This is a genomic window from Cohnella panacarvi Gsoil 349 (assembly GCF_000515335.1).
GTDB lineage: Bacteria > Bacillota > Bacilli > Paenibacillales > Paenibacillaceae > Cohnella > Cohnella panacarvi.
The window spans coordinates 2,960,173-2,974,246 of sequence record NZ_KI911563.1 but is presented as its reverse complement, the minus strand read 5'-3'; the positions used below and the strand labels follow the sequence as shown (position 1 = coordinate 2,974,246).

Below are 14,074 nucleotides of genomic sequence, written 5' to 3'. Positions count from 1 at the left end.
TTCAAATATACGCATTTAAGTATGTTTTGTATTATGTTGAAAAGGGTGAGCTACATGACGAAATCACCAAATGAGAACGAAGAGGTCAAAAACCCACTTGGACAAGCAATTGCTGGCCGTATAGAGCAAATCTTAAAGTCAAAAAAAATCACCAAAGTTGACTTTGCGAAGAAATTAGGGATTTCAACGGGTAACATGGGGGATTGGTCTCGCGGCAAGAGTGCGCCTGGCGCAAATGCGCTTGTTGCAATATCAGAGGAACTCGGGGTTTCGCTGGATTGGTTAGTTACGGGTCAAGGTCAGTTCCTAGTGAGCTTTAAGGAGGAACATACACCTTATTTTTTTGACGATTTGTGGCAATCAGATTGCCGTTTCGAGGATTTGTCCAAGGACGAAAAGGCTTTTATTAAGGAATACGTTGAGTTTTCCCTGGAACGAAGGAAAAAGAGAATTACTTGATTTTTTAACAATTCAGTTTTAAGGTTATCTTCTTTGCACCTCTGAAAAGAACAACAAAGACAAACAATGATTTATAATATGCTGGACTGGTCCGACCCGTTGATATTACTGGACTTGGCAAGATTTTCGATGTAAAGAAATCTCCGTAGTTTTGCAGATCGCCGTAAAAATTTGGCCGTTGTAAAAAAATCTGCGTAGTTTTGTTGATAGAAAATGCGCCCAATGATTGGACGCATTTTCCCCCTTAACTCCCTGAATTACGATAAATGGTCCATCTCACAACTATGTTCGCCGTCCCCCTCATGTCGATCAGATAAAAATTCAATCAACTCTTTAAACTCCCGCTCTTGTTCCAAGTTATCTGGATCACTTTCCTTCTCCATAATATTGGGCAAGCAGAATAGGCTGCCAATCACCTTTCTCCACTCATCATCGCATTTCATATTTGGTGAAACATACACCAGTGAAGGATTCATAATAATATATTCGCTCTTTCCTGTCTTCCAAGTTCCTAGTGCTTTAATTCGAGTTAATACGTACAAACAGGCCTCCAACTCCAACTTACGGTCACCGCTTAGGCTTTTGGTTTTCTTCCCCTCGTACAAATTCCACATTTCATACTTTTTCATAAATCGAAATCGTCGTCTCTTATGACTTGATCCAATCACCTCAGATACCGTCTCTTCATCGGAAATGATTTCATCTGTTGAGTTATTGACCAGGAAGAATGACTTGAAATGCGTCTTTGTCAGTAGAGCGCCGAACAGAGCAAGCGGATGGAAGGAGGAGAGTTGTTCTTTGTAAAGTCGCTCTTCCCTTGTGTATGGTTTATTCAAAATTCTATCGACTTCTTGATCGGCGGTTCGAATCATGTCACCCAATGATTTTAGTACCACTTTTTTACTGAAAAACTCCTTGTTACCTTTCTTACCCTTCAAGAACACATCATTTTTGAACTGGAAGACACTTCCGTTGACTTTGCTCAGTTTCACAGGACTCCAAATTCCGTCCTTTATGAATCTCTTTATGTATTTAGTCGCAGTTGGCCTTGTCACTTTCCACAGATTGGCCAAAGCGGATACCGTCGCTGCCTTCCCCTGATTCTTAATAATATTCTGTTCATTGAATTTCCCTGAGTTGTAGTTGATAAACGGCAACGTTCTGATTAGGCATTCCAGCATCCTTGCTGGATACGTTCCAATGACATCGTTTTCGTAGCGCGGCATTGCTTGAGCAAACTGCTCTATTCTTCTTGCACGCATCCTGTATTGTTGCTTTAGCACTTCCTCAGCTTTCTTCCTCTTCTCCTCTTTGCTCTCGATCGTGATAAGGGTATCCTCGTCCATTTCAATCTTGGCATAGTCCTTGAACTCACCTGTTTCGAAATCAACAACCCTTTCAAACTCTGGTTTTTTCTTTTTCGTCACGACAAACCCCTCCTATTTTTAAGGAGAGAAAGATTTGTCATCCTTGGTCATTCATTTTATCATCCACAAAGTTCTGTATCTTTCCCGCTGTATATACTTTCTAACATATGATTTCTGAATTTATCAAGGGTCTCCTTCAAAAGATTTTACAACCTTTCGTTACTTTCTTTTCATTGGGTAATTGCAGTAATAACGAATTACATCATTGCGACCATGCCCTAGAGCTGTTGAAACAAGCCATTGGCAAAGCTCCTTATGGCTCAAGTCTCGACTTTTATTCGGAGAGCAGTCAGATATTTTGGCGCGAATGTTGTGCAGCGTCTTATCGTACTTTGTTTTCAACGATGGATCGGCAGCAATTCGTTTTCCAACCTCACTTTTCAATTGAGACACGTTCCAAACGGAATATCGATCCATTTCCGCTTGTGCGAATGCCTTTCTAGCCGAATGAGAAGTGTAGGTTTTCCCTTCCCGATCTACGCCAGCGCGTTTTGCAGCAGATCGAATGTTATCCTTCATTGCCTTAACTGAACTGCGAAGTGACTTATCTTGCCCCAATTTGTTTATAATCGAGAACAAGGGGGTACCGTTCTTTTTCCCCCTTGCTTGGCTCTGTAAGAGCTCAATTGTTGGTCCATGATCGGTTGTTACATGTCTAACAAGTCCGCCCTTACCTTTAATCGTAACCGTCACTATGCCTTTCCCGAACACCAGATCGTTGACCTTCATTTTGACTGCTTCGTGGATGCGGGCCCCTAAATATCTTTGAATCTGATGGATTTGGGCCGTAGTTGAAGCGTTAGGTGATCGGGAATTAATTATCTCCCGCTGCACTTCCAGATAATCAGCATGATTGGCTTTCAGCGTTTTTGAATCAGCGCTCTTTCTAAACACATTGTTATCCGTAAGCATTTGAAGAATCTCCCGCTTGTCTCCAATCTTCACTTTTCCTTTGAAAACCCCTGTTTTCTGGCTTGCCTCACGAAAAGCATGAATGGCATGCGCAAAACGTCGAAGGCTGAATGCGGATGCTTGACCTTTATGAAACTTCTCAATCCGCTCCTTGATGTAATCATATGCGTGCTTAGGCTTAGCTTTAATAATATCAATGCCATGTTCCCGATGAAGATAATTGGCGTACGCTTTCACCACATCGCAATAGGTTTGTACGGTCCGATCAGAGAGACGCTTCTTTTTAGCGTGATCGCCGAAGGTTAGGCCATTTTGCTTTGCACGGTAAAAAACTTGCTCAATTTTGCTTATATTGATGTCGATGCTCATTTTCTCACCTCCGTAATCGGCTTATTTTCTCATTTTTCAGCACACCGCCTTATCAACCCCTAGGTTAATTAGGTATGCTTAAAAAGAGGATTTCCCGTCCCCTGTCGGGATGGTTCAGTCCGACTTTTTGTTCCCACAAAAAATCAGACTGAACCTCCCGACTAAACATTCTTGCGCATCCTCTGAGTCCATTCGCAAGACTTATCTCCACGCAATCCAGCCGATGTGCGGCAGCATTGCCTAGAGCGCTTGCTCATATTGCGATTGCCAGCGCGTTCTCGCTGACAATGCAATGGTTCCGAAACAATCGAAACCATTGCAAACAAACGGTACTGCACTCATATTTCTAGTCCGCGGCAGTGGTCGGACCTTGCGCAAATTAATCAAGGACATTAAACCTTTACATCATGCCGTTCTCCTTCAAGCTAAAATGATTGTCTTCCCCAACTATGACGTGATCGAGCAGCTCAATGCCCAACAGTTCCCCCACTTTTTTCAATCTATCGGTGATTTGTATATCCTCTGGCGAAGGGGTAGGATCTCCCGACGGATGGCAGTGGCTAATGATGATGCTGGCGGAATTACTTAATACCGCAAGCTTCATTACTTCGCGCGGATGGATAATTGCCGCGTTCAGCGAACCGATTGCAATCACTTGTATGGCTGTGATTTTGTTCTTTGTGTCGAGGCACAGAAGCACTATTTTTTCTCTGTCTTCTCGTCCTAAGAACATTTTCAATAATTGATATACATCCCTCGGATTCCGAATGGTATTTATGGAATAAGGGAATGTCGTTTCTTTGCATATTTGCAGACTGACGACGTTAATCCGTTTCATCCGTGTTACTTGTTCATCCTGCTTCATCATGTGTTGCACCTTCAATGCAACTCCTTTCAATTTTAGTTTCTTTTATCAACTCTAGCTCGCGCCGAGTAGGTCCGCGCTGTCAATCAGCAACGATGTGGTTTTGATTCCGAAATCATAGCGCGCATTTTTATTCGGGTGTGAAAAAATTGCAAAAAAATAATTCTGCGATATAAGCAAACATGGAGGTGATTTGGAATGTCTAAACTTTCTGAGTGGGTAGAGCTAGCACGAGCAATTCCTGAATTACAAATTGACCATGCGGCTGTACACACTGACTTTCAGCGAGTGAAAGAATTTTCCGCTGACATGTTGAAGCCCTTAACAGGCGCATACTTAGAACAAAATCGTATTGTATTGCCCGTATGGGACGACCAGGCCATGGTCGGAAATCTCATGTTTCCTTGGGGTTATCATAAATATGTCGATTACGAAGTTAATCGATTTGGACTTGGATTGGTCAATGTGACGATGATTTATGGGAAGCGAAGCCGAAAATCATCTGATTTCCGATTCCGCTCAGACATAGACACCGTTAATACAGATTTCCACTTCATGTACGACTTTGATAAAGGACACTATGTGGAGCTCGACCCCAATCAGGATCGAGAAAAGAATAAAAAAGCCGCCGAATGGCATCACAGGCTGCAGGAACTAGCTGACATTGAACAGAAAGCAGCTGCTTTTATTTTTGACTTCCTTGTAGACTTGGAGAAACAGATCGGCAGGATTCGTAACTTTACTTTGGACAATCAAAAGAGCTACCGCGAAGTGATTAGTTTTTTGAAATTCGTGAACGCATTCATTGAGGAATCAACAATGTACATGAGTTTGCTGCTAGTTTTGTACGGCGATCTGGATTCAGGAGAGTACACAGCAATAATATGGGCGATTGAGGAACAGAAACGGATGAATAAAAAGGCAGTTGAGCACTGTCAACTCTTTTCGGATGACAGTTCTTATGATGTTTTGCTTGATTACCATGACCGAGGGAAGGAGCACATGCCCTTCGGCCCTGTCGGCAACGCTGTTCAAGCAATTAAGCAATTGGTCACGCCACGTAAAGAGAAGATAAACGATGATGATTGGTTCATATATAACAAACGACAGGGATACTTAAAATCTCGTGAAGGAAAGCTTTATCCGAATATCGGGGAAATTGAACGTAGAAGAGGGCTGTATAAAGAGGCTGCCAACGAGCAATCGGAGCGACAACTTATCAATGAACTGTACAAGAGAGCTACTGAGAAATAAAAGTTGCATATTCTGAAAACTCGATTATACTGCCACTACGGATGACAATTAAACAGACATATTATCTCCTTCATGTTCAATTAGCGGCTGATAAGACGTAACATCAGCCGTTTTTCATTCTTGATATATACGAACAAATGTTCTATAATTTGATTGTGAGGGGATGTTTATTTCCTCAAACACAACATGGGACGTCAAAATGTTGACGTCCCATGTCTTTTATGTTATAAAAAATGTTAAGAGGTGAATCAAATGAGAGTCGTTGACTTATTTGCTGGGTGTGGAGGCATGTCTAATGGTTTCGGACAAGCTGGTCATGATGTTGTAGCCGCATTTGAATACTGGAACGAAGCAATTAAATGTTATTCAGAGAACTTTAACCACCCGATATTTGAGCAAGACTTAAGTAATTTCGAGGAAGCAGCGCAGTTAATTACTCCTTTCCGTCCAGAGATGATTATAGGCGGACCGCCTTGCCAAGATTTTTCCCATGCTGGCAAACGTAGTGAAGGGGATAGGGCAAACCTAACGAATGCTTATGCAGAAATTATTCGAATGGTTAAACCTAAATGGTTCGTTATGGAGAATGTTGATAGATCGAGAACTAGCCGTGCCTTCGCTCAAGCAAGAGCTATTTTTAAGGAAGCAGGATACGGATTAACGGAAAAGGTATTGGATGCCAGTCTATGCGGTGTTCCACAAAAACGGAAAAGATTTTTTTGTATTGGGTTACTTGGTTCAAATGACGGGTTCCTAGATGAATTAATCGAATCTAAAGTATCAGCAACCCCAATGACAGTCCGAGATTATTTAGGTAATCAACTAGGTGTTGATTACTACTACCGCCACCCAAGGAATTACAGCCGCCGTGGTGTTTTTTCTATTGATGAGCCAGCGCCAACAATTCGTGGAGTCAATCGTCCCGTACCTAAAGGTTATACAGGTCATCCAAACGATGTGGCACCTGTAAATGACCAATTGAGGGAATTATCCACATATGAGCGTTCGTTAATTCAAACATTCCCACCGAATTTCATATGGGTAGGAAATAAAACAACTTTAGAACAAATGATCGGTAATGCAGTGCCCGTAAATCTTGCAAGGTTTGTTGGTGAGGTAATATCCGAATACGAGGAGGAATTACTTTCAATAAATAAGGAGTTGGTTGCGAATGGATGAACAACAATTTGATCGATGGTTAAAAGAGCGCCTGGGCTTTACCGACAAGTCGGCTCGGGATGTAAGATCGAGAATAAAAAGGGCAAGCAACTATATTGACCTAAACAAAAAAGTCACAGATGCCGAACTACTTTTTAGTCTCACTCAACATCCCGAATTTGGAAATTTAAGCGTAACTGTCAAATCTCAATTAAAGCGCAGCGTTAAACTTTTTCGCGAATTTAATAACGTTTCCAATTAGGAATTATTCTCCTCTTTCTTCTTCTTCTTGTTCCTCGAAAAGATGCGATGCCGTAAAGTAAATCGATTGGTCAAATCGTCTCTCTGGGCTTAGCATCTTTTCTCCACCGTTTATAATAAGTTCTGTAAGCACTTCCTTCGATAAAGCTGGCGTTACCCTTCTAGGTGATGCCATATAATCACGAGTCATTTTTCCATTTAGTGAAAACTCTTTGTCAGTCTGATGCCCGAACGCCATCTTCGTGTATATTTCTTCTATGTTCGCCCTGCCCCTAGTTGAAAGATCGTAAAACGCTTTTGCTAACCTTACCGATCCTCTCATATGTCTCGTTATTGAAGGGGCTGTTCTTCTAATTGTCGGGTCAGCGTTCGATCTATCTAAAAAAGTCCTACACAAAGCAAAATCACTCCATATAAAAATGTCAAAAGCATTGTCACGGAGGGTTGAATTCTTTCCATCTGTTTTCCAAATGGGTTGCATTAAGAATGGTTTCTGTCTATTGCAGTAATTCCTTTGGAACTGGTTAAGGACATTTAGTATGTCTTCTTTTTTGTTTAGGATTTCAACGTGATTATTCCAATCCCGAATATCGAATAACACTGGTTCGAACATATCTCTTAATTCTCCAACAACATCCTGGCAGGAGTCAAACATCCCCAGAGCGCAGTAAGATGTAGTTGCTGGGCGAATTACTATTTCAGTACCCCAATTCGCTTCTGCTTCTACACTTGTAAGGAGATCGGGCAGCACTGTTAACTTGATTTCAAGCGGTCGCAACCATTCGTTGTTATGTTTTACGACCAGATCTATCCCTCCGATCTCATCATAAGCGTACCTTTGGTACGGTGTATAATGAGATTCGAAATCAAATCGCAGTTGATCGTTAGGAAGAGTGGTGTTAAAAACCTCATCAAATGAAATCTCCCTTGTCTCTACACCTAGTTGATCATTTACATAAACATAGACTGGGTTTATTCCATTATCCCGCATATAACATGCCAACGATACTGGAAATGCACTATTAAATTGGTTCTTTCCAAATAGTTCGTTCCATCTTCTATTTGAGTTTGTTATTCCATATAATCCAGGATTACGTCCAGGCACCGTCATCAGTTCTACCCCTTACTTCGTAGTATTTCCGCTCTCTAATTGTATAACTTCCACAAATTCAATTGTACATACTGCTAAATCTCCATATTCGACAAAACACAAACCATATCCTTTATAAAAAGTGAAAAATCCCTTAAATAGTTCAAGGGATTTCTCATAGTGTTAGAAGAGAATAAAGTGTTGGTCTGGATAAATATAGTTGTAGACTGAGTAAATAAAGTGTTAGACTGAAAGCTAATAAATATGAGCAACTCATTGGAGGGGAAATTAATAATGAGATTTACAAAAGATGTCGTACAAAAACTCTTAGATCTAAATGAAGGATTTGAGAAAAGTGTTACTGATACCCTCGGTGGAGGTAGAAATTATAGTGCAACGAATTACTATTTAATTAAGGGTGGGCAATTACTCATACGTACTGCGGGCAGAACATCATGGGCTGATAGCAAATTTGTTACAAACACTATTGCGAATCCAGACCAAACCAGAAGATTTTTGAAAAAGGTCATTAATTCACTAAAAACAGATGGAATCAAGTAAGACAATCTGAAATTTATTAGGCTCCTAACGGGGAACGTTATTTGAATGGGTTTCCGTGGGATTACTCTCCAAAAATATAATTAGCTTTTCAAGGATTTCTTCTTGCCTATACGTTCCATCCGAAATCTGTTCCTTAATATTATTAAGTACATCTTTAAGTTGGGCATGTACATCATTATTATTAACAAGAGTAGAATTTATCTCTTCTAAATAAACATTCAATAAATCAAATGATAAATTGTTTTGCTGCAAGCTATTATTAATTTGAATTAGTATTTCTGCTTGCTTATCTGTCGCTGCTGGAGCTAATGCCTTTCCACTCATATACAATATACCAATGAATGCAATTGCGATTAAAGCAACTACTATGCTCTTATAAGATAAGTACACATGATTATTTCTAATGGTATTGTAGTTGACATTGTATTCAGTTGAATATGCTAAAATCTCTTTCTTATCCTTCTTTTTTTGGTGAACCTCCGATGGGGCAAGTTCATAAAAGATATTCAAATTTCCAATCACATCAAATGCCATCTTACCTGCTAGTAGTAAATTGGTAAAGGCTACTATAATCATGAGAACTGCAACTAATTTAAAATACTCGACCTTAAATACCAAATCAATAAAAGTCACTATTAACGTTATGGAGATTGTAATAGAGAATAGACTTGTTTTCGCCTTATCCTCAAATTGCTTTTTGTATTCAAATGTTTTTAAATGGAATTTTTCTACTTCATCTATGGTCAACTTCTCATAGCCTTGCATATAGGATAACGGAAGCTTTCCTTCTCCAAGATCCTCATTCTTTTTTAACATTACCCTTTTATAATAGAGGTTTTCGAAAAAGGGAAAAACGTTGAAAATTAACCCCTTAACTATACCCGACAAGAGTTTTACATATTTCCTCATGTATTGGTAATTCAGCGCTCTCCACAAGCCATGCCCACTCTCCAGTTGGGTTTATCTCCAGAAAATAGAACTCTCCATTTGACTCAATTAAATCAATAGCTCCAAAGGATAATCCAAACTTTTTCGCAATGTCAACACATTTCGATTTCACATCGTCTGGTAGTTCGAACCTTACATACTCAATTTCATCTTTTTCTCTTCTCCAATCTCCTTCAATGCCCGCCCCATTTTTTATAATCCGAACCGAGAAGATTTTCTCTTCAATTACAGTCACCCTTACATCAACTTTATTGTTATACGCACCAATATAATTTTGAATTACAACAGGAGATAACCCCAAGGATGCATTTTTTATTTCGTCAGTGGAAACTAGATTTGAATAAATAAATGCCTCTTGTCCATCCACTCTTAGCACTGCCGTATCTAGTGATTTTACAATGTATAGACTCTCTGGTGTTAATGATATTTTATTTGTGTTTGCCACATATGTATCAGGCAAACTAAAACCAATAGTTTTCGCATATTTTAATTGTAGAAGCTTATTTTCAGCTATAAAGGTTGCTGCTGGATTGTTTACCCACTTTACAGTCTCAAGTATTGTTAGATTTCGAATAAATGCTGTCCATTGTGTTCTATACAATTGCACATCCATCTCGATTTGAGACTGGTATACATCTCTTAAGTAAATCGGGGCTCTATAATATACTGAACGCAACGTCTCTTCCGAAATAATGTACTGAATTCCATCAATGTTAATGTGGATTTCCACTTTATTCACATCAAGAGTTATCTCATAACGAGCAAAGTCATCCCTATTTAATCTCAAATACTGAGCATTACGTTTTTCAAGCTCTAAACAAACGTAATCAGTACCAAAATCCAGGCTATTTGAAATGATTAGCACTTCGATAATTTTCATAGGTTACTCTCCCTTTTGATCTTCCCCCGTCTCCCGATCACACTTCTTACTTTTAGGTTTGCGTGCAGATGGCTCCAAAATAAAAGCGGCCTGAGTTTCTTTATTAAGCCAATAGCCTTTTTCGGTATCATAAAGATAATCACTTAAATTAGCTTCGTCTCTTTCTAGTGGGTAAATGTAGGCTTTCTCTAACAACAAATGTTTTTTCACAAAAAGACCTCCTCGTATTAATTAATTACTTCAGTAACATAATATTTTGTCTCTTCCTCAGGTTCCTCACTAAAAATAAAAATTCGTTCTAATTTGTACTCACTAGTGTTTATTGCAGCACCGTAGCTACATTCTAATAATTCAAAGTTTTCATATTTGTAAAATTTAAACTGATTTAGCTCCTTGTCTCTCTCAAAGTAGAATAATTCTGTTGTTCCGAAGTATTCTGCTTTTGTGGCTCCTACTATTTCTAATATTTTCTCCGAAATACCATCTCTTAAATAGATGCTCCATGGGACCATTACCCACTTTATTACGACCTCTTTCAATAAGTTCTTTGCTCATTCACCGCACCTCAGTATCATTTTTATACGATTATACCACTTCGCTGGATAAAGACACCAGTTAATAACATTAGCTATTGACGTTTCCCCAGAAGCTAATGTTTAGATTAGTCTACATATTGGGTATAACAAAAGCCCAAACCGCAAGGTTGGGCTAACTTTTGTTATTACTGTCATAATCGTCTCGCATTATTTATTTCAATCACTTAACATGTCATGGTGTATCTATACTCAAATAAGTAGATCTAGCACCGTTGCCTCAATCTTTAACTCAACCCTTCGCTTTACCACTATTTGTGATACGGTTCAGCGTAACAGGGCTAACGGTGAAACCAAAAGGCACCTGTTAATAAGGCGCCTTTTTCAACCATTTTACTCCGTTCTTGCTGTTCAGATAATTCTACAGATTCTTGAATTGGTGCTTCTGACCGGATGCAGTCTCTACTGCGGTTGCTGTATGCTCTATTTCTCATGTACGTTCGTTAGTTCGTATGAGCGATAGCGCTGATCTCAATCAACTGCTCGGGGAACGCCAGCGCTGATACGCCAATGAGACTTCCGGCGGGACGATGCTGCCCCATATACTCTCTAAACAACCGGATGCAAGGCTCGAAATGCTCCTTCACGTTGGTCAGGTAAATCTCAACATAAGCCAGGTTTGACCTCGTGACGCCGAACCCCGCTAGTACGCGATCTAGATTGTCAAGCGTCTGCTTGGTCTGCGCCTCGATGTCTCCCGCACCGATGAATGTGCTCTGCATATCGTGGGAGAATTGACCCGAGACATAGATCGTGCCGTTAATCGAGTACCCCTGGGATATGCCGCTCCCTTCCTCCCATGCAACACCGTGATTAAATGTTTTTGCTAATCTCATTGTTCTTCTCCTTTCGTTCATGGTGTGATTATTGTAAGATGTGGGCAATCAAAAAAACAGTACGCACTTTATTGATAGGTACTACCAGAAAGGATAGTGTTCTCATGGGTATGACTGTATACACGGGCAAGGTGAAGCAGCTTCAAGACACTCCCTTCGGGTATACACTGTCCGTCATTGGCGGCAAGTGGAAGATGGTCATTATTTACTTGCTAGCGGAGAACGAGCCGGTTCGATTTAACGACCTGAAGAGACAAATCGGGGCGATTACGTATAAAACACTCAGTTCACAGCTTAAGGAGCTGGAGCAGGATGGGATGCTGGAACGGAAAGAATACCCCAAATCCCGCCGAAAGTGGAATACCGACTTACAGAAAAAGCGAAAACCCTGCTCCCTATTCTAGAAGAACTATGCGAGTGGGGAGCGAATCACCGATCTCCCAATATTCGTTAAAGTTTGCGTCACTTGTGATACAGTTCTCCGCACCGTCTGTAACGGCAAGTTTTTCAAAATTCATGCCAGACAATACAAAGAATGATAAATAGACGAAATCGGAAAGCATCAGAGAAAGACGGCATTAATAGTCGAGACCTCTCCCTACAGTTACGGTATTCTAAACTCGGAAAGGAGGTCGGGGAATGGAATTTTTGGAACGGTTGAACAATGCCGTTGATTATATGGAGAACCATCTTACGGGCATCCTCGATTATGAAGAAGCCGCGAAGATTGCATGCTGCTCTCTATACAACTTCCAAAGGATGTTCTCTTATATGATGGACATCCCGCTATCGGAGTACGTGAGGCGCAGACGTTTGACGCTTGCGGCGTTAGACCTTCAGCATAGTGACATCAAAATAATCGACCTCTCGATGAAATACGGCTATGAATCCCATGATTCGTTTACCCGGGCATTTCATAAAATCCATGGAGTCACACCCTCGCGGGCGCGCGACCAAGGGGTCATGCTCCGATCGTATCCCCGTATCTCCTTTCACATATCGGTAAGGGGAGATCAAGAAATGCGTTACACCATTGTGGACAAAGAACAATTTGAAATTTTTGGAATCGAAGAGATTTTTTCCTCTATTGGCGATACAGCCTATAAGAGCGTGCCAGAATTCTGGCAAGAATGCCATGCAAACGGGGCTTACGAGGAGCTTTTCGATGCCGCCGATTTCCGTAAACGGGGTGAATCCTATAATGGAATGTGCTCCATTCATGCAGCGCTGAATTATCGGGATACCGGATATTCTACATTTCCTTATATGCTATTTGCGTTTGTCACAGGCCAGAGTAAACCACAGGGGTATACACGAGTAGCGGTTCCCGCTCAAAAATGGGCTATTTTCACATCAGAGGAGCATGGGGACGATCAGATCGGATCCATGACAGGCAGTTTGTGGAAACGGGTCTATTCGGAATGGCTCCCGAAATCAGGATACGAAAAATTAGATGGGCCGGACATCGAGATTTATGGCAGTTGCGGCAATGGAAATTACTATAGTGAAGTCTGGATACCAGTTGTTAAGAAATAGCCTACTGACAATGAATGTCCCTTACGATCCTCCTTCAGCGGCGGGTTGTAAGGGACATTCCGCAAAAACTTGCCGTTACTTGTGATACGGTTCACCGCGCTGGCTGTAATGGCAAGTTATGGGCTCCCCGCTAAATACCAGTTCAACACACGTAATGCGCGCAATGTAATCCACCGGCTCGCCCGTCCCTCCCCTTCATTCAGCTCGACCGGCATCATGCCGGGGTGCTGGTACTCGAGAAGCCACCGGCCTTCACTGTTCCGCTTCGACTCCACCCATTCAATCGCCTCAGTCACACGCTCGTCTGGCGTAGCGCCGGCTTTGCGCAGATAATCGAGTCCCCGCAGCACGTCGTAGTGCCACCAAGTCGGAAAGGAGAATCGCGTCCAGACCGTTCCGCCTTTGCGGTCTCGCTCGATCACCTCTCCTGTAGACATTCTCTTGAAGAGTCTGCGATCGAGGAGATACTCTTGCCCGCGCAGGCGAGACTCCGTCACCTCGGCCCTGCTTCCAAAGGCCAGCTCGTATTCGAGCAACGCTTCTAACGCGCAGATCGTTGTGTTAAACGAAGAGCGCGGTGAGCCGTTGTGAGCCTCGCAGTTCCAACCACCGTCAGACAGTTGCTCGTTAAGCAGACGATCGACGATTCGTTGAACATTCTGGCCGAAATAGGCACCGCTCGCCGCCACTTGGCCGTTGATGCAAGGCTCTACCTCGCCTGCAAAGAAGGGATTGCCTTCCCATTCCCATCCCCACCAGATTCCGTCCTCGTCCCATCCCCGCCACTTCACTTGATCGCGGACCCGGTTCACCGCTCGAATTGCCGCCTCGCATGCGGGATCGAGGCCTAATTCTCTTAAGAGAGACAAGACATGCATGGTGGAGTCCCACCCTCGGTTCCATGCCGCGCCAGCCCACGACCCGT

The 14,074-nt window shown here is 41.8% G+C and carries 16 protein-coding genes and 1 pseudogene; 7 read left to right on the top strand and 10 right to left on the bottom strand.

Translation table 11 applies throughout. The features are described 5' to 3' along the window. Positions 1-54: 54 nt before the first annotated feature. Positions 55-459 carry a helix-turn-helix domain-containing protein gene (locus COHPA_RS0114310; RefSeq protein WP_027086842.1) on the top strand — a complete coding sequence of 135 codons (405 nt, stop codon included), beginning with the start codon at positions 55-57 and terminating at the stop codon, positions 457-459. Positions 460-716: 257 nt separating this feature from the next. Here COHPA_RS0114310 and COHPA_RS0114305 read toward each other — a convergent pair whose 3' ends face one another. The 3 genes from COHPA_RS0114305 to COHPA_RS0114295 all read right to left on the bottom strand — a co-directional run bounded on the left by COHPA_RS0114305 (position 717) and on the right by COHPA_RS0114295 (position 4,035). After that, on the bottom strand, positions 717-1,886 hold the full coding sequence (locus tag COHPA_RS0114305) for a hypothetical protein (RefSeq protein WP_027086841.1): 1,170 nt from the start codon (positions 1,884-1,886) through the stop codon (positions 717-719). A 159-nt stretch (positions 1,887-2,045) separates the two neighbouring features. Then, positions 2,046-3,167 (bottom strand): tyrosine-type recombinase/integrase, encoded by a 1,122-nt coding sequence (locus COHPA_RS0114300; RefSeq protein ID WP_027086840.1) that lies wholly within the window; start codon positions 3,165-3,167, stop codon positions 2,046-2,048. 400 nt (positions 3,168-3,567) lie between these two features. Continuing rightward, the gene (locus COHPA_RS0114295) at positions 3,568-4,035 is read right to left on the bottom strand and encodes a RadC family protein (RefSeq protein ID WP_027086839.1); all 468 of its coding nucleotides are present in this window, start codon (positions 4,033-4,035) and stop codon (positions 3,568-3,570) included. A gap of 195 nt (positions 4,036-4,230) precedes the next feature. On the opposite strand from COHPA_RS0114295, the gene COHPA_RS0114290 reads away from it, so the two are divergent. From COHPA_RS0114290 to COHPA_RS25180, 3 genes are all read left to right on the top strand, one after another. Continuing rightward, positions 4,231-5,286 (top strand): hypothetical protein, encoded by a 1,056-nt coding sequence (locus tag COHPA_RS0114290; protein WP_027086838.1) that lies wholly within the window; start codon positions 4,231-4,233, stop codon positions 5,284-5,286. Positions 5,287-5,538: 252 nt separating this feature from the next. Further along, entirely contained in the window at positions 5,539-6,465 is a 927-nt protein-coding gene (locus COHPA_RS0114285) for a DNA cytosine methyltransferase (RefSeq protein WP_027086837.1), read from the top strand. Then, on the top strand, positions 6,458-6,706 hold the full coding sequence (locus tag COHPA_RS25180) for a hypothetical protein (RefSeq protein WP_027086836.1): 249 nt from the start codon (positions 6,458-6,460) through the stop codon (positions 6,704-6,706). Before COHPA_RS0114285 ends, COHPA_RS25180 begins: the two co-directional genes overlap by 8 nt. 3 nt (positions 6,707-6,709) lie before the next feature. Here the strand turns inward: COHPA_RS25180 and COHPA_RS0114275 are convergent, their stop codons facing one another. Next, positions 6,710-7,816, bottom strand: a complete 1,107-nt coding sequence (locus tag COHPA_RS0114275) for a HindVP family restriction endonuclease (protein ID WP_027086835.1) — start codon at positions 7,814-7,816, stop codon at positions 6,710-6,712. A gap of 273 nt (positions 7,817-8,089) precedes the next feature. On the opposite strand from COHPA_RS0114275, the gene COHPA_RS0114270 reads away from it, so the two are divergent. Then, the gene (locus COHPA_RS0114270) at positions 8,090-8,356 is read left to right on the top strand and encodes a hypothetical protein (RefSeq protein ID WP_027086834.1); all 267 of its coding nucleotides are present in this window, start codon (positions 8,090-8,092) and stop codon (positions 8,354-8,356) included. Positions 8,357-8,380: 24 nt separating this feature from the next. Here COHPA_RS0114270 and COHPA_RS0114265 read toward each other — a convergent pair whose 3' ends face one another. From COHPA_RS0114265 to COHPA_RS0114245, 5 genes are all read right to left on the bottom strand, one after another. Further along, positions 8,381-9,244 carry a hypothetical protein gene (locus COHPA_RS0114265; RefSeq protein ID WP_027086833.1) on the bottom strand — a complete coding sequence of 288 codons (864 nt, stop codon included), beginning with the start codon at positions 9,242-9,244 and terminating at the stop codon, positions 8,381-8,383. After that, positions 9,228-10,184, bottom strand: coding sequence for an MvdC/MvdD family ATP grasp protein (locus COHPA_RS0114260; protein WP_027086832.1), 957 nt, complete (start codon positions 10,182-10,184; stop codon positions 9,228-9,230). The genes COHPA_RS0114265 and COHPA_RS0114260 overlap by 17 nt, the downstream gene beginning before the upstream one ends. 3 nt (positions 10,185-10,187) lie before the next feature. Further along, entirely contained in the window at positions 10,188-10,394 is a 207-nt protein-coding gene (locus COHPA_RS0114255; RefSeq protein ID WP_027086831.1) for a hypothetical protein, read from the bottom strand. 17 nt (positions 10,395-10,411) lie between these two features. Continuing rightward, positions 10,412-10,723 (bottom strand): hypothetical protein, encoded by a 312-nt coding sequence (locus COHPA_RS0114250; RefSeq protein WP_027086830.1) that lies wholly within the window; start codon positions 10,721-10,723, stop codon positions 10,412-10,414. A 497-nt stretch (positions 10,724-11,220) separates the two neighbouring features. Continuing rightward, positions 11,221-11,613 (bottom strand): RidA family protein, encoded by a 393-nt coding sequence (locus COHPA_RS0114245; RefSeq protein ID WP_027086829.1) that lies wholly within the window; start codon positions 11,611-11,613, stop codon positions 11,221-11,223. A gap of 104 nt (positions 11,614-11,717) precedes the next feature. Here COHPA_RS0114245 and COHPA_RS0114240 point away from each other — a divergent pair. Both COHPA_RS0114240 and COHPA_RS0114230 read left to right on the top strand, forming a co-directional pair. Continuing rightward, positions 11,718-12,067 (top strand): annotated as a pseudogene (locus tag COHPA_RS0114240) (winged helix-turn-helix transcriptional regulator). A 185-nt stretch (positions 12,068-12,252) separates the two neighbouring features. After that, complete coding sequence (locus COHPA_RS0114230; protein WP_027086827.1) at positions 12,253-13,149, top strand: AraC family transcriptional regulator; 897 nt, start codon at positions 12,253-12,255, stop codon at positions 13,147-13,149. A 116-nt stretch (positions 13,150-13,265) separates the two neighbouring features. Here the strand turns inward: COHPA_RS0114230 and COHPA_RS0114225 are convergent, their stop codons facing one another. Next, on the bottom strand, positions 13,266-13,961 hold the full coding sequence (locus tag COHPA_RS0114225; RefSeq protein WP_211237880.1) for a prenyltransferase/squalene oxidase repeat-containing protein: 696 nt from the start codon (positions 13,959-13,961) through the stop codon (positions 13,266-13,268). Positions 13,962-14,074 lie beyond the last annotated feature (113 nt).

Bases quoted from the DNA above. Each gene is read 5' to 3' on its own strand.
- COHPA_RS0114310 (WP_027086842.1), top strand. From the start codon at position 55: ATGACGAAATCACCAAATGAGAACGAAGAGGTCAAAAACCCACTTGGA.
- COHPA_RS0114300 (WP_027086840.1), bottom strand. From the start codon at position 3,167: ATGAGCATCGACATCAATATAAGCAAAATTGAGCAAGTTTTTTACCGT.
- COHPA_RS0114295 (WP_027086839.1), bottom strand. From the start codon at position 4,035: ATGATGAAGCAGGATGAACAAGTAACACGGATGAAACGGATTAACGTC.
- COHPA_RS0114290 (WP_027086838.1), top strand. From the start codon at position 4,231: ATGTCTAAACTTTCTGAGTGGGTAGAGCTAGCACGAGCAATTCCTGAA.
- COHPA_RS0114285 (WP_027086837.1), top strand. From the start codon at position 5,539: ATGAGAGTCGTTGACTTATTTGCTGGGTGTGGAGGCATGTCTAATGGT.
- COHPA_RS25180 (WP_027086836.1), top strand. From the start codon at position 6,458: ATGGATGAACAACAATTTGATCGATGGTTAAAAGAGCGCCTGGGCTTT.
- COHPA_RS0114275 (WP_027086835.1), bottom strand. From the start codon at position 7,816: ATGACGGTGCCTGGACGTAATCCTGGATTATATGGAATAACAAACTCA.
- COHPA_RS0114270 (WP_027086834.1), top strand. From the start codon at position 8,090: ATGAGATTTACAAAAGATGTCGTACAAAAACTCTTAGATCTAAATGAA.
- COHPA_RS0114260 (WP_027086832.1), bottom strand. From the start codon at position 10,184: ATGAAAATTATCGAAGTGCTAATCATTTCAAATAGCCTGGATTTTGGT.
- COHPA_RS0114245 (WP_027086829.1), bottom strand. From the start codon at position 11,613: ATGAGATTAGCAAAAACATTTAATCACGGTGTTGCATGGGAGGAAGGG.
- COHPA_RS0114230 (WP_027086827.1), top strand. From the start codon at position 12,253: ATGGAATTTTTGGAACGGTTGAACAATGCCGTTGATTATATGGAGAAC.